This is a genomic window from Pontibacter burrus, from assembly GCF_010686685.1.
GTDB lineage: Bacteria > Bacteroidota > Bacteroidia > Cytophagales > Hymenobacteraceae > Pontibacter > Pontibacter burrus.
Genome location: NZ_JAAGWD010000002.1, coordinates 463897 through 480541, shown reverse-complemented (window position 1 = coordinate 480541; position 16645 = coordinate 463897). Strand labels below are relative to the sequence as shown.

General features: G+C 46.2%; 17 protein-coding genes. 12 read left to right on the top strand and 5 right to left on the bottom strand.

Annotated elements, in window-relative coordinates; all coding sequences use genetic code 11:
* Positions 1 to 375 precede the first annotated feature (375 nt).
* The 3 genes from GXP69_RS06795 to GXP69_RS06785 are packed head-to-tail and all read left to right on the top strand — an operon-like array spanning position 376 to position 2992.
* Positions 376 to 1185 carry an MlaE family ABC transporter permease gene (locus GXP69_RS06795; protein ID WP_163913707.1) on the top strand — a complete coding sequence of 270 codons (810 nt, stop codon included), beginning with the start codon at positions 376 to 378 and terminating at the stop codon, positions 1183 to 1185.
* Between the two features lie 17 nt (positions 1186 to 1202).
* The gene (locus tag GXP69_RS06790) at positions 1203 to 1976 is read left to right on the top strand and encodes an ABC transporter ATP-binding protein (RefSeq protein ID WP_163913705.1); all 774 of its coding nucleotides are present in this window, start codon (positions 1203 to 1205) and stop codon (positions 1974 to 1976) included.
* Positions 1976 to 2992 (top strand): MlaD family protein, encoded by a 1017-nt coding sequence (locus GXP69_RS06785; protein WP_163913703.1) that lies wholly within the window; start codon positions 1976 to 1978, stop codon positions 2990 to 2992. Before GXP69_RS06790 ends, GXP69_RS06785 begins: the two co-directional genes overlap by 1 nt.
* 909 nt (positions 2993 to 3901) lie before the next feature.
* Here GXP69_RS06785 and GXP69_RS06780 read toward each other — a convergent pair.
* The 5 genes from GXP69_RS06780 to rsmA form a co-directional block, all read right to left on the bottom strand.
* Positions 3902 to 4300 (bottom strand): HIT family protein, encoded by a 399-nt coding sequence (locus GXP69_RS06780; protein ID WP_163913701.1) that lies wholly within the window; start codon positions 4298 to 4300, stop codon positions 3902 to 3904.
* Between the two features lie 3 nt (positions 4301 to 4303).
* Positions 4304 to 4777, bottom strand: coding sequence for a transcription elongation factor GreA (gene greA / locus GXP69_RS06775; RefSeq protein WP_163913699.1), 474 nt, complete (start codon positions 4775 to 4777; stop codon positions 4304 to 4306).
* Positions 4778 to 5015: 238 nt separating this feature from the next.
* A complete protein-coding gene (locus GXP69_RS06770) occupies positions 5016 to 5954 on the bottom strand; it encodes an NAD(P)-dependent oxidoreductase (protein WP_163913697.1) in 939 nt (312 codons plus the stop codon).
* 113 nt (positions 5955 to 6067) lie between these two features.
* Positions 6068 to 7420 carry a magnesium transporter gene (gene mgtE / locus GXP69_RS06765; protein WP_163913695.1) on the bottom strand — a complete coding sequence of 451 codons (1353 nt, stop codon included), beginning with the start codon at positions 7418 to 7420 and terminating at the stop codon, positions 6068 to 6070.
* Positions 7421 to 7424: 4 nt separating this feature from the next.
* Positions 7425 to 8204 carry a 16S rRNA (adenine(1518)-N(6)/adenine(1519)-N(6))-dimethyltransferase RsmA gene (rsmA, locus tag GXP69_RS06760; protein ID WP_163913693.1) on the bottom strand — a complete coding sequence of 260 codons (780 nt, stop codon included), beginning with the start codon at positions 8202 to 8204 and terminating at the stop codon, positions 7425 to 7427.
* A 162-nt stretch (positions 8205 to 8366) separates the two neighbouring features.
* Here rsmA and GXP69_RS06755 point away from each other — a divergent pair, with 162 nt between their 5' ends.
* The 9 genes from GXP69_RS06755 (at position 8367) to accC (ending at position 16569) form a co-directional block, all read left to right on the top strand.
* Entirely contained in the window at positions 8367 to 9800 is a 1434-nt protein-coding gene (locus GXP69_RS06755; protein ID WP_163913691.1) for a leucyl aminopeptidase family protein, read from the top strand.
* A gap of 6 nt (positions 9801 to 9806) precedes the next feature.
* Positions 9807 to 10829: a 4-hydroxythreonine-4-phosphate dehydrogenase PdxA gene (gene pdxA / locus GXP69_RS06750; RefSeq protein WP_163913689.1), complete on the top strand. Its 1023-nt coding sequence runs from the start codon at positions 9807 to 9809 to the stop codon at positions 10827 to 10829.
* A 63-nt stretch (positions 10830 to 10892) separates the two neighbouring features.
* Positions 10893 to 11441, top strand: coding sequence for a YceD family protein (locus tag GXP69_RS06745; RefSeq protein ID WP_163913687.1), 549 nt, complete (start codon positions 10893 to 10895; stop codon positions 11439 to 11441).
* Positions 11442 to 11491: 50 nt separating this feature from the next.
* Positions 11492 to 11689 carry a 50S ribosomal protein L32 gene (gene rpmF, locus GXP69_RS06740; RefSeq protein ID WP_163913685.1) on the top strand — a complete coding sequence of 66 codons (198 nt, stop codon included), beginning with the start codon at positions 11492 to 11494 and terminating at the stop codon, positions 11687 to 11689.
* A 48-nt stretch (positions 11690 to 11737) separates the two neighbouring features.
* Complete coding sequence (gene plsX / locus GXP69_RS06735; RefSeq protein WP_163913683.1) at positions 11738 to 12679, top strand: phosphate acyltransferase PlsX; 942 nt, start codon at positions 11738 to 11740, stop codon at positions 12677 to 12679.
* 130 nt (positions 12680 to 12809) lie between these two features.
* Complete coding sequence (locus tag GXP69_RS06730) at positions 12810 to 13808, top strand: beta-ketoacyl-ACP synthase III (RefSeq protein ID WP_163913681.1); 999 nt, start codon at positions 12810 to 12812, stop codon at positions 13806 to 13808.
* 235 nt (positions 13809 to 14043) lie between these two features.
* A complete protein-coding gene (gene efp / locus GXP69_RS06725; protein ID WP_163913678.1) occupies positions 14044 to 14607 on the top strand; it encodes an elongation factor P in 564 nt (187 codons plus the stop codon).
* Between the two features lie 3 nt (positions 14608 to 14610).
* Positions 14611 to 15099, top strand: a complete 489-nt coding sequence (gene accB / locus GXP69_RS06720) for an acetyl-CoA carboxylase biotin carboxyl carrier protein (RefSeq protein ID WP_163913676.1) — start codon at positions 14611 to 14613, stop codon at positions 15097 to 15099.
* 123 nt (positions 15100 to 15222) lie between these two features.
* A complete protein-coding gene (gene accC / locus GXP69_RS06715; RefSeq protein WP_163913674.1) occupies positions 15223 to 16569 on the top strand; it encodes an acetyl-CoA carboxylase biotin carboxylase subunit in 1347 nt (448 codons plus the stop codon).
* The last annotated feature ends 76 nt before the right edge of the window (positions 16570 to 16645 follow it).

The following is a 16645-nucleotide window of genomic DNA, read 5'->3' as shown; positions in this document are numbered from 1 at the left end:
AAAGACAGAGTTCCCCTCCCTAGACAAGGAGGGATTAGGGGTGGTTGGACCGCTATAGAACTATAAAACTATAACCTTAACTATAGCAATAGCATCAAAGCTCCCACTCCTGTTTTTAGGAGAGGGCTGGGGTGAGGTAAATCCAAACATTCTTTCTTCATCCCGGTTCAGACAACTGTAGCGTAAAACCTATCTGGTTAAACAATATTAAAGCTTTACTACGTTAGGTATCCGTAAGCTTTTAGAGTACCTTTGCACCAAGTACACCCCTCAATTGCCGTGGCACGTAGTAGGAGTTATTATTTGAAAACAAACAGACCCAATTTCACATTTTTGTAGTAAACTTGAGCAAAAATCGGCACCAGCAGAGAGCTAATGGATCATAGTAACAGAGATAACAATACCACACGTCGCCGCAAATACTTTATCACCAAAAGGTTAGACCGCCTCTTCCTGGAGCTATACCAGATCTACTCCTTCGTTGCCCGTTTTTTCCGCGAAGTTTTTGTACCACCTTACGAGGGCCGCGAGATCATCAGGCAATGCTATGAAGTTGGTGTAAAATCGTTGCCGCTTATTTCTATCACAGCTTTTATTATCGGTATCGTTTTTACCAACCAGTCGCGCCCTTCGCTTGCCGAATTCGGTGCAACCTCGTGGTTACCAGCTCTTATATCTGTAGCTATAGTTCGAGCTATGGGTCCGTTGGTAACTGCCATTATTGCGTCCGGTAAAGTTGGCTCCAGTATAGGTGCAGAGCTGGGTTCTATGCGCGTTACAGAGCAGATCGATGCCATGGAAGTTTCGGCCACCAACCCGTATAAATTCCTGGTAGTGAGCCGTGTATTGGCAACGACTCTGATGATTCCGGCACTAACCATGTATACAACTTTGGTGTCCTTGTTAGGCGGCTACCTAAATGTACACCAGAATGAGCTTACTACACTTACCACTTTCTTTACACAGGTATTTGATGCCATTACTTTCCTGGACATCATTGCATCAGCTGTAAAATCGGTGCTGTTCGGCTTTACTATTGGCATGGTTGGCTGCTACAAAGGCTACTATTCTTCTAAAGGTACAGAAGGCGTAGGTAAAGCGGCAAACTCATCGGTGGTAACGGCCATGTTCCTGATCTTTATTGAGGAACTTCTTACCATGCAGGTCATTAACGCGATCAGGTAACGTAATAACTTGTACTGATGAAGAAACCGAACTCTAGAATAGATTATAACGAAAAGGTCATCACCATACAGGGGCTTTACAAGTCTTTTGATGATTTTGATGTACTGAAAGGTGTAGACCTGGATCTGTATAAAGGAGAAAACCTGGTAGTGCTTGGCCGATCAGGTACAGGTAAATCTGTATTGATCAAGATCATATCAGGATTGCTGCGCCCGGATAGCGGTCTGGTAAACGTGCTGGGTCAGGAAGTAGATAAATTAACGCCGAAGCAACTGGACGCTCTGCGCCTGAAGATTGGTTTCTCGTTCCAGAACAGTGCCCTGTACGATAGTATGACGGTAAAGGAAAATCTGGAATTTCCGCTGATAAGGCACTCCAAGGAAATGACTGCCCGTGACCGTGACCGTATCATTGATATTGTGCTGGAAGCCGTTGGGCTGAGCCAGACAATAAACCAGATGCCGTCCGAATTATCGGGTGGCCAGCGTAAACGTATAGGTATTGCACGCACCCTTATTCTGCGTCCCGAGGTCATGCTTTACGACGAGCCAACTGCTGGTCTGGACCCCATTACAAGCCAGGATATCAATACGCTGATAAACGAAGTACAACGACGCTTTAATACGTCATCCATTATCATTACCCACGACCTTACCTGCGCCAAAGCCGTAGGCGACCGCGTTGTTATGCTCCTGGACGGGCAGTTTCAGCGGCAAGGTACTTTTGAAGAGGTATTTGATACCAATGATGAACGTGTGAAAGCTTTTTATAACTACAACTTTACTGAATAATGAATACGGCAGACAATAAACGAGCTATCATCGTTGGCATTTTTGTACTACTCGCCCTGGTCATCCTGATCGTTGGTATTTTTACATTAGGTGGCCAGCAGAAGCGCTTTATCAGCACAATCTCTGTTAAAGCTGTTTTTGATGATGTGGCAGGTCTGAAGCAAGGCAACAACGTGTGGTTTTCCGGGGTAAAGATCGGTACAATAAAATCGATCAAACTATACGGCGATTCCCAGGTTGAAGTGATCATGAACATTGAGGAGAGCGTGCAGCAATACATCCGTAAAGATGCCGTAGCCCGCATCAGTTCCGAAAGCTTTATAGGTAACAAAAACATCATCATCGAGAGTGGCAGCCCGCAATCTCCGCCTGTAGAAAACGGCGACAGACTCGCCGCAGTAAACCCGCTGAACACTGATGACCTGATGGAAACCCTGCAGCAGAACAACAAAAACCTGGTAGCTATTACTGGTGATTTTAAGCAGCTATCGTCCAAGTTGGTTGATGGCGAAGGCACAGTTGGTGCGCTGCTCACTGATTCTGTTCTGGCGAATAATTTAAGGGCTATGGTAAACAACCTGCAACGCGTATCGCAGAACACCATGCGCGCCTCAAACGACCTGAACCGCTTTACTGCTCAGTTAAATACTCCTGGCGGCCTTGCTAATGAATTGCTGACTGATACAACAGTATTTAACCAGCTTCGCTCCTCGATGGCACAGCTACGTGAGGCATCAACTTCGGCAGCAACACTTACGCAAAACCTGCAAGAAGCCAGCACCAACCTGAACAACCAGAACAATGCCATGGGCGTCTTGCTGAATGACCCGGAATTTGCACGTAACCTGCAGAAAACCATGCAGAACCTGGAAACCAGCAGTCAGAAGTTCGATCAGAACATGGAAGCACTGCAAAGCAATTTCCTGCTCCGAGGCTTCTTTAAAAAACAGGCAAAAGAACAGGAGAAACAGCAGAAGCAGCTTCAGGAACAGCAGCAGGATAGCACAACGAATTAAGCTTAATACAAACTAACAAAAAAAGTGCAGCAGGTTTTACTTGCTGCACTTTTTTTATGCCTTGTAGTATGCTGTTGCTATCCTGAGTGGAAGCTTGTGTGACCTCATATGCCTATAGTTCACTCCTTCTGTCATTTCAAACAGCGTGAGAAATCTATTTCAGCCTACAGTAGATTCTTTGTCATGTCGAGCGTTAATCGAGACATCTTATATGTTCTATAGTTGGAGAAGACCTCACAGTGTGCGCAGCTCCTGTGAGCGTCTAATGCTATAGTTAGCTATAGTTGCAACTGGACACAAGCAGTTTATGCTATAGTTGCTTTTGATCCTGGGAGCTTTACTGGCCTATCGTTTCATCTCCCGCTTTGGTGCGCTCACGGCCGCGAGGCCCCGTCTTTGGGCATCGCGCTGCTGCCTTCTTGCTACCCTCGCTGCGCTCGGGTTGCCTGACGGCACCGCAACAAGTCAAAGGCGCTCCACCCAAAGACTGAGATCCTTCGATAGCTACCACTATAGTTTGATCTATGGTTATAGTTGCATTGCCTTTCCGTGGTAGTAGTTCCTTGTGTCAGGCTGCGCCTGCCTGCTCGTGGACTGAAACTATAGAACTATTGTTGAAGCTATAGTAGTAGCAGAGTTCCCCTCCTTGAATAAGGAGGGGCAGGGGTGGTTTGAAAACGTAACTATAAAACTATAGATCCAACTATAACAGAATAAATTCCTCGCCTTAGACAAGGAGGGGTTAGGGGTGGTTGGATAAGCAGTAACTATAGAACTATAGCTACAAGCTATAGCCAAACCCTAATCCTGCAAATCCATCAAATCCCCATTAATCTGCCGCACAGACAAAAACAGCCGGAACAAAGCTATACTTCATTCCGGCTGCTATAGCACTTTAAAACTTGTGAACTAGGCCTGGTAGGCAGCTTTTATCTTTTCAAGGGTTTCTTCAAATTCCTGCTGGCTGAACTGCTTTTTATTTGCAAAATTCATGTCCTGCATGCTGTTCAGCGGAATCAGGTGTACGTGTGCATGCGGCACTTCCAGCCCGACAACGGCTATACCTATGCGCTTACAGGGAACCGCCTTTTCAATAGCGGCGGCTACTTTTTTAGCAAAGGCCATCAGGCCGATATACAGTTCGTCGTCTAGATCAAAAATGTAATCGATCTGCTGCTTCGGTATTACTAAGGTGTGCCCTTTGGTTGTCGGAAACACATCCAGAAAGGCAAGGTAGCGCTCATCTTCTGCTATTTTGTAAGCAGGTATGTCGCCATTAACAATCTTGGTAAATATCGAAGCTTCCATAGTTTATCGGCTAATGTCTAAAATCTCAAACTGAAGTTTGCCAGCTGGCACGGTTATCTCGGCTATCTCCCCTACCGACTTACCCAGTAAGCCTTTTCCAATCGGAGACTTTACAGAGATCTTACCTGCAGCCAGATCGGCTTCTTCTTCAGCTACCAGAGTATAGTCTACTACCATATTGTTCTTCAGGTTTTTGATCTTTACTGTAGACAGGATCAGGGCCTTACTTGTATCCAGGCTCGACTCGTCTATCAGGCGGGCATTGCCCACAACCTCTTCCATTTTAGCAATCTTTAACTCCAGGTGGCCCTGTGCATCTTTGGCTGCGTCGTACTCGGCGTTTTCGCTCAGGTCTCCTTTATCACGTGCCTCAGCAAGCTGGCGGGCAACTTCTGCGCGTCCTTTTGTTTTCAGGTCGTGTAGCTCTTCTTTCAGCTTTTGCAGTCCTTCGGCGGTGTAATACGATAATTTGCTCATACGTTTGTTCTTTCGTTTAAAACACAAAAACAAAGAGAACGGTTATGTAAACCATAACCGTTCTCTTTGCCAACTATGTAATTATATTAGTTCTACTTTTGGGAGCAACACCCTTGCCGAGCATTGCCATTTATACCATACGCTGGTAGTCTTGTTTATACGGTAAGCAGCTACTCCGCTTACATGCTATTAAGGCAAATATAAGAATTTTTTATTTACAAGCGCTTTAGCGGTACAATTAAAATTTTTCTAAACGCAGTGCTTCAATCTTCTGCACCAGCACTTCGTTTATCTTGATGTACGATTCATGCGTCCAGCCTCCGATGTGCGGCGTGAGCACTACATTTTGCGCTTTTGCCAGGTAGTTGTAAGAGGATAACTGCTTCTCGGTAAGGGTATTCAGCTTCTCATTCTCCAGTACATCCAGCGCAGCGCCTTTTATAGTTCCTTTCTTCAGATGCTCCACAAGTGCATCCTGGTCTACCACTTCGCCGCGCGAGGTATTCAAGAACCAGACCGGCTTTTTGAAACCACTGAAAAACGCATCACCGGCAAAGTTATAGTTCTCAGGTATGTAAGGAATGTGCAGACTAACAACATCGGCTTCAGCCTGAATCACTTCCATTGGCACTTGCTCTGCTGGCACCGTTACTTTTTCAGGAGCAAATTTATCGTAAGCCAAAATACGACAGCCGAAAGCTTGCAGCAGGCGTGCGAAGCTTTGCCCCATGTTACCGTAGCCAAAAATGCCGATCGTTTTCCCGCTGATCTCCTCGCCCCTGTTCTCTTCACGGAGCCACACTTTGTTGCGTACTTCGCGGTCGCCGCGTGCTATGTTGCGTGTTAGTGAGAGCAGTAATCCGAGCGTAAACTCCCCTACCGCCTGCCTGTTCCCCTCATTGGCTGCAATTAAAACTATACCACGGGTATCCAACGCATCTGCATCTATATTATCTACACCAGCTCCGGCGCGGGCTACAAATTTCAGCTTATCAGCAAACTTTATAGTTTCGGCTGTTATGCGCATTTTGCTCCGAACTATAAGCCCGTCGAAACCAGCCAGCGCTTCACAAACATCTATCGGTTTTATAGTTGGTCTGTAATCCGCCTGCACACCAATACGCTCCAGCATCGGGAAAATACTCGGGTGCATTTCGTCTATGATAAGAACACGCATGGAAGTTTGAGAGTTAATGGGTTTGGGAGTTTAAGAGTTATAGTTTACGAAATGCTACCTATAGAACTCCAGGCATGAACTATAGTTTTACATAATCTATAGTTCGTGATCAACTATAGATTATACAGCAGATGCGCTACGCCAAAATATATGGCCAAACCGAGTAAGTCGTTGGCTGTAGTAATAAACGGACCAGCGGCAACAGCCGGGTTAATACCAAACTTATCGAGCACCATAGGGGTTATAGTTCCCATCAGCGAGGCCAGCATCACCACCGAAAACAAGGCTACCGACACAACAGTTGCCAGCGTAAAATCTGCCCGGAACAGGTACGTGAAGGAGAATACAAGAATAGAAATGATGAGTGCATTGAGCAGCGCTACCATAACAAGCTTAAAAATACGCTGGGCAAAGTTCTCGAACATCACCGCGTTGGATGATAACGTCTGGATAATAATAGAAGAAGATTGAATGCCTACATTACCACCCGTAGCCGTTATGAGCGGCACAAAGAGCGCCAGCGCCGGAAGTATCGCAATATCTTCTTCAAACAGGCCCATGAACTGCGCTGCCAGCAAGCCGCCCACCATGCCTATGATCAGCCACGGAATACGCGAGCGCGAAATGCGGAACACACTGTCATCTTCTTCCACGTTCTCGGTAATACCGGTCATGAGCTGACGGCTTAATTCGGCCTGCTCCTGCATTACGTCTACCACGTCGTCAATGGTGATGCGTCCCAGCAATCGGCCTTGTATGTTAACCACAGGTATCGCTTCCAGGTCATACTTTTGCATCACGCTTACCACCTCATTCTCATCCCTGAATGACTCGATCGAGATCACATCGGTACTATAGATATCCTTTACCAGCACGTCGTCTTTTGAGAGCAGCAGCGCTTTTACGCTTACTCGGCCAACCAGTATATCTTTATTATCAACTACATACACCGTGTAGATGCGTTCCACATCTTCGGCCTGCCTGCGAATCTCCTCAATACACTGCCTAACACGCCAGTTCAGGTTAACTTTTATAAGTTCCTTAGCCATCAGACCGCCGGCACAATCTTCTTCGTAATGCAGCAGGTCCAGAATGTCTTTGGCTTTTTCTTCGTTCTCGATTAAGGCAATTACTTCTTCGCGCCGCTGCACCGACTGCTCGTTGAGTATATCCACGGCATCATCGGAGTGCATCAGGTTAATGTAGCGGGCAATCTCGGCGCTGGTAAAGTAATGCAGAAAATCAGTGCGGATATCGTAATCCAGGTCGCTCAGAATCTCGGCTCCCGCTTCAGGCGGCAGCAGGTCCATCACGTATTTGGATTCGTTCGCATCCAGTTCGTAGAGCACCGTCGTGATATCGGCCGGGTACATGTCGGCCATCGTACTCAGAATAAATTCCGAGTCTTTACGTTCAATGGCTTCCTCTACCTGGTCAATATATTCTCTTGTGATCTCTACCTGCATACGCTTATTTGTTCTGCTCTACCAGCTGTGTTAATGCTATAAAATCCTGCACCGAAAGTTGCTCGGCACGCTTATCGAAAACGGGTTGCGCCTGTATTTCAGGCGGCAAGTTATAACTTTTGAGACAGTTACGCAGTGTTTTGCGCCGTGTTCCAAAACTCAGTTTAACCACCTCAAAAAACAGCTTCTCGTTACAAGGCAATTCCTTCACCTCGTTCCGTACCAAACTGATAACACCAGACTTTACTTTTGGCGGCGGATGGAACACGTGCTCGTGCACAGTAAACTTATAGTCTATTGTATAGAAGGCCTGCAACAACACGCTCAGAATGCCATAGGTTTTAGAACCCGGAGGTGCTGCTATGCGCTCAGCCACTTCTTTTTGTATCATACAAACCACTTCCGGCACCACATCGCGCTGCTCCAGTACTTTAAAGAATATCTGGCTCGAAATGTTATAAGGAAAGTTACCGATGATGGCAAACTTACCGGGAAACAGCTTGCTCAGGTCAGTCTTCAGAAAGTCGGCTGAAATGATACGATCCTGCAGCGCCGGGAAATGCTCTTTTAAATAAACTATAGATTCGCGGTCGATATCCACCACAGTGGTTCTGTACTCCTGGTGCTGCAGCAGGTACTGCGTGAGCACACCCATGCCCGGGCCAATTTCCAGCACATCCTGCACGCCCTCGGGCATGGTCAGCTGGTCCACAATCTTCTGGGCTATGTTCTGATCTACCAGGAAGTGCTGGCCTAAATGTTTCTTCGGACTTACTTTGCTCACGATATATACTTTATAGTTTGCAGGGCAGTAATATACTTTTTACCTGAAACCCGTTATAACTCTATTGTGCGAAAGTGGCTGCAGCAGCTCTTTTCGCATTACGTTTTATAGTTACTATATTTACAGCCTTATATTTACAGCCTTCAAAGATACGAACGACAAATGCCAACACAACTTAAATACGACACAAGCTTTACTAAAAATACTGATCTGGCTCTGATTATTGCCCCGGACAGGATAAATGAGCTGACAGAACTACAGCCAGAAGAGCAGAACTATGTGCAGCAGCAGGTGCAACAGGAAGCCAAGTTTATCTACCTGAACCGCTATTCGCACCGCGTGTATATAGTTGTAAACCCGCAGGCCAAAACCGAAGACCAGCGAAATGAAACGCTTCGCGTGGCCGGCCATACTTTGTTAAAGCAACTCCGCACCGATAAATCTGAGAGCATAACTATAGTTGATAAAACCAACAGCAACGCCAGCCTGTTTTTAGCAGAAGGCCTGTACCTGGGCAACTACCAGTATTTTAAGCACAAGACCAAAGACACAAAGCCAAGCACCCTGCAAACTATAACTATAGCTGATGAAACTATAGATACCGCGCAGGTGCAGGAACTGGCAAATGTACTGGAGGCCGTTCACAAAACCCGCAACCTGATAAACGAGCCGCACAGCCACCAATCGGCACCGCAGTTTAGCGAGCAATTGACTGAACTGGCCAACGAAGCCGGGTTCAGCATAGATGTGCTTGATGAACTGAAGATCCAGTCGCTGAAAATGGGCGGCCTGTTAGCCGTAAACCAAGGCAGCGAAGAGCCTGCTACCTTTAATATATTAGAGTGGAAGCCCGCAAACGCTAAAAACAGCAAACCTTACGTGCTGGTTGGCAAAGGCGTGGTATACGATACCGGCGGACTTAGCTTAAAGCCAACTCCTATGTCGATGGACTATATGAAGTCGGATATGGCGGGTGCTGCTGCAGTTACAGGCGTACTATATGCTGCTGCTAAAAACAACTTACCACTTCATATCATTGGTCTGATTCCGGCTACCGATAACCGCCCGGGCGGACAGGCAGTTGCCCCAGGCGATGTGATCACTATGCATAACGGCATGACAGTAGAAGTGTTGAACACCGATGCAGAAGGCCGCCTGATATTAGCCGATGCCCTGAGCTTTGCTAAAAAATATAACCCGGAACTGGTAATCGACCTGGCTACGCTTACCGGTGCTGCACAGCGCGCTTTAGGTAAAGAAGCGATAGCTGCCATGGGCACTGCCGGCGACGAAATAATGAACGAGTTGAAGAAGGTGGGTAACAAGGTGCATGAGCGCATTGTAGATTTCCCGCTTTACGAAGAATATGGCAAGCAACTGGAGTCTGATATTGCCGACCTGAAAAACATTGGCGGTGCAGAAGCAGGCCATATTACAGCTGGCAAGTTTCTGGAAGCTTTTACTGATTACCCTTGGGTACACTTTGATATTGCCGGTACAGCTTACCTGCACGCCGAAGATTCGTACCGAGGCAAACTTGCTACCGGCACAGGCGTGCGCTTAGTATATAACTACCTTCGCGAGCAGGCAAACTAGTAAACGATGGACAACAGATTTAAAGCCAGACTAGGCTTAACTATAGGCGACACCAACGGCATCGGTCCGGAAGTGATCATCAAAACATTATCAGACCAGCGTGTACTCAATTATTGTACACCTGTGATCTATGCTTCTGCTAGTGTGCTTAATAAAGTGCGCAAGGCCCTGAGCGCAGAACATTTCCATTATCAGCAGGTACAGTCGGCACAAGCTATAGTTCCGCGTAAGGTAAACCTGGTTACTTGCCTCGATGAAGCCCTGGAAACAAACCTAGGCCATCCGTCTCCTGAGTCCGGAAAAGCATCCCTGGATTCTCTGATGGCTGCAAGCAGAGACCTGAAAGCTGGTTTGCTGGATGGAATTGTGACGGCGCCAATCGATAAAGAGAACATCCAAACGGAAGAGTTTAATTTCCCAGGGCACACTGAATTTCTTACATCATACTTCGATGCACCGGAAAGTCTGATGTTGCTGGTTAGCGGCGACCTGCGCGTGGCAACTATAACAGGCCATATGGCGCTTAAAGATGTACCGAGCAAATTAAGCTTCGACCTGATCATCCGGAAAGTAACGATACTGCTGGAGTCGCTTCGCAAGGATTTTGGCATTCTGAAGCCGCGTATTGCTGTACTAGGCCTGAACCCGCATGCCGGCGAAAACGGTTTGCTGGGTACCGAGGAGCAGGAAATCATACGTCCGGCCATCATGCATTTGAAAGAAAAAGGCCATTTAATATTTGGCCCCTACCCTGCTGATGGCTTCTTCGGGAAGCAACTATACAAGCAGGTAGATGCTGTTGTATCGATGTACCATGACCAGGGCCTGATACCATTTAAAACCCTTGCCTTTGAGAGTGGCGTTAATTATACGGCCGGTTTACCTATAGTTCGCACCTCTCCCGACCATGGCACCGCCTACGATATTGCGGCAAAACATGTAGCCAGTGAAACGTCTTTCAGAGAAGCGTTGTTTCTGGCATGCGATATAATAAAAAAGAGAACTGCAGAACAAATGCCTGTTGTTTAGCAAACAGGTGTTTTATTTCTCAGAATTATGTTCTAATTTTGCAACTTGCAATAAAAAAAGGTAGTGAAGAAGTTAAAAGAATACGAGATCAACATTGCCAAACTCAGCAATAAAACGCACCAGTACGAGTTTGACATGGATGATTCTTTCTTTGACCTTTTTAGCGGAGAGATCATTCATGGCGGCAAACTACACGCTGATGTAGAGCTGGAGAAGACGGAATCGATTCTCACACTGCATTTTAATATTAAAGGTACCGTACGCATTACCTGTGACAGAAGCCTGGAAGAGTTTGATCAGCCGGTAGATGTGCAGGAAACGTTCAGGATGAAATTTGGCCCTGAAGATAAAGAGCTGGATGAAGACCTGTGGCAGATAGCGTTCGAAACGCAGCAGATTAACCTGGCGCAACACCTGTATGATTATATAGGCCTGTCGCTGCCGATGAAGAAGCTGCACCCGCGGTTCCTGGAAGAAATGGATGAGGATAGTGACGAAGATATCCTGATCTATTCATCCAAGAAATCAGGAGCGGACGATGACAGTGGCGACGATGATGACGACAACGGGGACATCGACCCACGCTGGGACGCGCTCAGGAACCTGAACTAGAAGTATTTAAATGAATTATAAACAATAGTAAATAAATTTTTAACTAAAAAATGGCACATCCTAAACGTAAGATCTCGAAGACCAGAAGAGATAAGAGAAGAACTCATTATAAACTTTCTGAGAAGGCCATTGCGATCTGCCCTACTACAGATACTCCACACCTGTTCCACCACGCATATGTAGTGGAAGGCGACCTGTATCATAAAGGCAAACTAGCAATCAAAAATTATACAACTAACGCCCAATAAGCATTAGCTTTCTGTTTTAGTTCTGTATAATTTAACATCAACCACTACATGAGGATCGCCTTAGACGCAATGGGTGGCGATTATGCACCGGAGGCAGTAGTTAAAGGTGCTATACTTGCCGAGAAACAGCTTCCTGAACAATCTGAAATTTTGCTTATAGGCAAAGAAGATGTTGTACAGGCCTTGTTACAAGAATATGGATACACTGGTACAGGCATAAAAGTGGTTAATGCCACCCAGGTTATTGAGATGGGGGAACACCCCACAAAAGCACTTACTCAAAAACCTGACTCCAGTATAGCTGTTGGTTACGGTCTTCTGAAGCTTGGGAAAGCAGATGCTTTCTGCAGCGCCGGAAACACCGGAGCTATGCTTGTAGGAGCCATGTTCAGCGTTAAAGCCATAGAAGGAATTTTAAGACCATCTATAGCAGGGCTAGTGCCTAAATTAAGTGGTGGTTACGGCATTATGCTGGATGTTGGGGCAAACGCAGATTGCAAGCCAGAAGTACTGGAGCAGTTTGCAGAGCTTGGCGCGATCTATGCCAAGTATGTACTCGACATTAAAAACCCGAAGGTAGGTTTGATGAACCTTGGCGAAGAGGAAGGCAAAGGTACTGTGAACACACAGGCCGCCCACCAGCGCCTTAAGGTAAACCAGACAATAAACTTTATAGGCAACATAGAAGGCCGCGACCTTTTCAATGATAAAGCAGATGTTATCGTTTGCGACGGTTATACCGGTAATATCATCCTGAAAATGGCAGAGTCGATCTATGATATCCTGAATGAGAAAGCCATCCGCGATCCGTTCTTCGATAAGTTTAACTATGAAGCTGAAGGCGGAAGCCCGATCCTTGGAATAAACGGTAATGCTGTAATTGGCCATGGGGTTTCTACTCCTATCGCTATTTGCAACATGGTAAAGCAAGCTCAGAAAATGGTAGCCACAAACCTTTCAGAGCGTTTCAGAAGGAACTATAACGAATAATATCGGTGGTTATATCCACCTCTTGAACTTGGCACAGGCTGTTTCAGTTATCTTTTTACAGAACTGAGAGCACGTGCCAAGTTTTTTTGTATCTTGTCCGCCTTAATCTAACAACCTAATACCTTTTAAGATGAGTAAAATTACTGCCGCAATTACTGGTGTAGCAGGCTACGTACCCGAATACGTGCTAACCAACAAGGAACTTGAAACAATGGTGGAAACCAATGATGAATGGATAACCTCCCGCACCGGCATTAAGGAAAGGCGCATTTTAAAAGGCGAAGGCAAAGGCACATCGCATATTGCTGTACCTGCAGTACTTGAACTGTTAAAGAAAACAAATACTAAACCGGAAGAAGTTGACCTGCTGATTTGTGCAACCACTACCCCGGATATGGTTTTCCCGGCAACGGCTAACCTGATTACTGCTGAAGTCGGTGCTGTGAATGCTTTTGGTTATGACCTGCAGGCTGCCTGCTCAGGTTTCCTGTATGCACTGGTAACAGGCTCTAAGTTTATAGAATCTGGTCAGTACAAAAAAGTAATTGTAGTTGGTGCTGATAAGATGTCTTCTATCATCGACTATACAGACCGCGCAACCTGTATTATTTTTGGTGATGGTGGCGGAGCCGTGATGCTGGAACCAAACACAGAAGGTTATGGCATACTTGATTCTGTACTGAAGTCTGACGGAACGGGTGCACAATACCTGCACATGAAAGCGGGTGGCAGCCGTAAGCCGGCAACTATAGAAACAGTACAGGCCCGTGAACATTACGCTTACCAGGAAGGCCAGGCTGTATTTAAGTTTGCTGTGAAAGGCATGGCCGATGTATCTGCCGAAGTAATGGAGCGCAACCACCTGACAGGCGATGATGTAGCCTGGCTGGTACCGCACCAGGCAAACAAGCGCATTATTGAAGCAACAGCAAACCGTATGGGCCTGAGCAACGAGAAAGTAATGCTTAACATCCACAAATATGGCAACACAACCAGTGGCACTATTCCGCTTTGCCTGTGGGAGTATGAGAGCCAGCTTAAAAAAGGTGATAATCTGGTACTTGCAGCCTTTGGTGGCGGCTTTACCTGGGGTGCCATTTACCTGAAATGGGCATACGATCCGAAATAAGAATTCACTTAAAAAGCGGCGCAACAGCCGCTTTTTTAATACCCATAAACCTGAACAATCAGGCGCAGAAACAATAAACAAAGCAAGCTATCAGTGTTTAAATCTGTTTCTTATCAGCACGAAAACAACGGGTTTTTGATAAGATTTCCGGCAGATTGACTAACTTTGTTTGCAGAACATAGATTTGCGCTATACTTTTAACGTTTCATTTAAGTAAAACGACTCAGAATAGAATATGGCAACCACAGCTGATATAAAAAACGGCGTTGTGATTGAATTCAACAACGACCTTTACCAGGTTATAGAATTCCAGCACGTAAAGCCAGGTAAAGGCCCAGCATTCGTTAGAACAAGAATGCGCAACGTAAAAACCGGCAAAACCCTGGACAACACCTTCCCGGCTGGTCATAAAATCACAACCGCGCGTGTAGAGCAGCGTCCGCACCAGTACATTTACAAAGATGACATGGGCTACAACTTTATGGACATGAATACTTTTGAGCAGGTTGCCCTGCCAGAGGTAATGGTGCCATTTGCCGACCTGATGAAAGAAGGCCAGGAAGTAACCATCCTGTTCCATGCCGAAACGGAAACACCGCTTACCTGCGAAATTCCTCCGTTTGTAGAGTTAACGATAACTTATACTGAGCCAGGAATTAAAGGCGACACTGCCACAAACGCATCAAAACCAGCCATTGTAGAAACAGGCGCAACTATACAGGTGCCATTGTTTATTGGCCAGGACGAAAAAATAAAAGTAGACACTCGTACTTATTCTTACGCAGAAAGAGTAAAATAACACATGAAAGCTAAAGAAATCCAGGACCTTATCGACTTCATCGCCAAATCCGGCCTGAACAAAGTCAACATCGAAACAGAAGAGTTTAAAATTTCGGTACAGCGTGAGCCAAACCAGAAAGTGAAGTATGTAAGCGAGCCAATACAAGCTGCTCCTGCTGCTCCGGCTCCTGTTGCTCCTGTACCACAGGCTGCTCCGGCAGCGCCTGCTGCTCCTGCCGCCGCTCCGGCACCAGCCTCTGATGACAGCAAATATGTAGCCATCAAAGCGCCAATGATCGGTACATTCTACCGCGCCGCCAGCCCGGAATCTCCTATTTTCGTGAATGTGGGTGATGAAGTGAAAAAAGGCCAGGTGATCTGTATCATCGAGGCTATGAAGCTGTTCAACGAGATCGAGTCTGAAGTATCAGGTAAGATCGTGAAAGTGCTGGTAGATAACGCCACGCCAGTTGAGTACGATCAGCCATTGTTCCTGGTAGATCCTAGCTAATATTCAAATTTGAAAATTTGGAAATGAGAAAATTTGGAGATGGAGATGGTCTTATAAACCTCTCCATTTTCATTGTTCATAATTTTCAAATCTACAAATCTTCAAATATTCTAATCTGAAATCATGTTTAAGAAAATATTAATTGCCAACCGGGGCGAGATTGCGCTGCGTATTATTCGTACGTGCAAAGAGATGGGCATTAAAACGGTGGCCGTTTACTCTACCGCCGACAAAGAAAGCCTGCACGTTCGCTTTGCTGACGAAGCTGTTTGCATCGGCCCGGCGCCAAGCTCACAGTCTTACCTGAACATCCCGCACATTATTGCTGCTGCCGAGATCACCAACGCCGACGCAATTCACCCAGGCTATGGTTTCCTGTCTGAGAACGCTGAGTTCTCGCGCATTTGTGCTGAAAATAACATCAAATTTATTGGAGCCTCGCCTGAGATGATCAACCAGATGGGTGACAAAGCCTCTGCGAAAGACACCATGAAAAAAGCGGGCGTACCAACTATACCAGGTTCTGAAGGACTTCTGAAGAACGTGGAAGAAGGTATGAAACTGGCTAAAAAGATAAAGTACCCGGTAATCATCAAAGCTACGGCTGGTGGTGGTGGTCGTGGTATGCGTATCATCAAAGAAGAGTCTGAGTTCGAGAAAGCCTGGAACGATGCCCGTACAGAAGCAGCTGCTGCTTTCGGTAACGACGGTATTTACCTGGAGAAATACATCGAAGAACCACGCCACATCGAGATTCAGCTGATCGGTGACCAGTATGGTAATGCCGCGCACCTTTCAGAACGTGACTGCTCTATCCAGCGCCGTCACCAGAAACTGGTGGAGGAAACACCATCCCCATTCATTACCGATGAGCTTCGTGACAAAATGGGCCAGGCTGCAATCGCTGGTGCCAAAGCCATTAACTACGAAGGTGTTGGAACGATAGAATTCCTGGTAGACAAAAACCGTGATTTCTACTTTATGGAGATGAACACCCGTATCCAGGTGGAGCACCCAATTACGGAAGAAGTGATCGATTACGACCTGATTAAGGAGCAGATTAAGGTAGCTGCCGGCGAGAAGATCACTGGTAAGAACTATTACCCTAAGATGCACGCCATCGAGTGCCGTATCAATGCCGAAGATCCGAAGAACGGCTTCCGCCCTAGCCCGGGCAGAATTACAAACCTGCATGTACCAGGTGGCCACGGCGTTCGCGTAGACTCTCACGTGTACTCAGGCTATACCATTCCGGCTAACTACGACTCTATGATCGCAAAGCTGATCGTAAGCGCACAGACCCGCGAAGAAGCGTTGGTGAAAATGAAGCGTGCCCTGAGCGAGTTCGTGATCGAAGGCATTAAAACAACGATTCCTTTCCACCTGAAGCTGATGGACGACAAAGGCTTTAAAGAAGGTAACTTTACAACTGCTTACTTAGAGAATTTCGATTTTAAAGCGCTTGACTAAGTAGGTTAAACTATAAATAAAAAGCCGGTGCATTTGTACCGGCTTTTTTTATTAATCGTCCCTCTACTTAACATAT

Excerpts from the sequence above, each read along its gene's own strand:
- GXP69_RS06795 (WP_163913707.1), top strand. The coding sequence starts at position 376 with ATGGATCATAGTAACAGAGATAACAATACCACACGTCGCCGCAAATAC.
- GXP69_RS06790 (WP_163913705.1), top strand. The coding sequence starts at position 1,203 with ATGAAGAAACCGAACTCTAGAATAGATTATAACGAAAAGGTCATCACC.
- GXP69_RS06785 (WP_163913703.1), top strand. The coding sequence starts at position 1,976 with ATGAATACGGCAGACAATAAACGAGCTATCATCGTTGGCATTTTTGTA.
- GXP69_RS06780 (WP_163913701.1), bottom strand. The coding sequence starts at position 4,300 with ATGGAAGCTTCGATATTTACCAAGATTGTTAATGGCGACATACCTGCT.
- greA (WP_163913699.1), bottom strand. The coding sequence starts at position 4,777 with ATGAGCAAATTATCGTATTACACCGCCGAAGGACTGCAAAAGCTGAAA.
- GXP69_RS06770 (WP_163913697.1), bottom strand. The coding sequence starts at position 5,954 with ATGCGTGTTCTTATCATAGACGAAATGCACCCGAGTATTTTCCCGATG.
- mgtE (WP_163913695.1), bottom strand. The coding sequence starts at position 7,420 with ATGCAGGTAGAGATCACAAGAGAATATATTGACCAGGTAGAGGAAGCC.
- GXP69_RS06755 (WP_163913691.1), top strand. The coding sequence starts at position 8,367 with ATGCCAACACAACTTAAATACGACACAAGCTTTACTAAAAATACTGAT.
- pdxA (WP_163913689.1), top strand. The coding sequence starts at position 9,807 with ATGGACAACAGATTTAAAGCCAGACTAGGCTTAACTATAGGCGACACC.
- rpmF (WP_163913685.1), top strand. The coding sequence starts at position 11,492 with ATGGCACATCCTAAACGTAAGATCTCGAAGACCAGAAGAGATAAGAGA.
- plsX (WP_163913683.1), top strand. The coding sequence starts at position 11,738 with ATGAGGATCGCCTTAGACGCAATGGGTGGCGATTATGCACCGGAGGCA.
- GXP69_RS06730 (WP_163913681.1), top strand. The coding sequence starts at position 12,810 with ATGAGTAAAATTACTGCCGCAATTACTGGTGTAGCAGGCTACGTACCC.
- efp (WP_163913678.1), top strand. The coding sequence starts at position 14,044 with ATGGCAACCACAGCTGATATAAAAAACGGCGTTGTGATTGAATTCAAC.
- accB (WP_163913676.1), top strand. The coding sequence starts at position 14,611 with ATGAAAGCTAAAGAAATCCAGGACCTTATCGACTTCATCGCCAAATCC.
- accC (WP_163913674.1), top strand. The coding sequence starts at position 15,223 with ATGTTTAAGAAAATATTAATTGCCAACCGGGGCGAGATTGCGCTGCGT.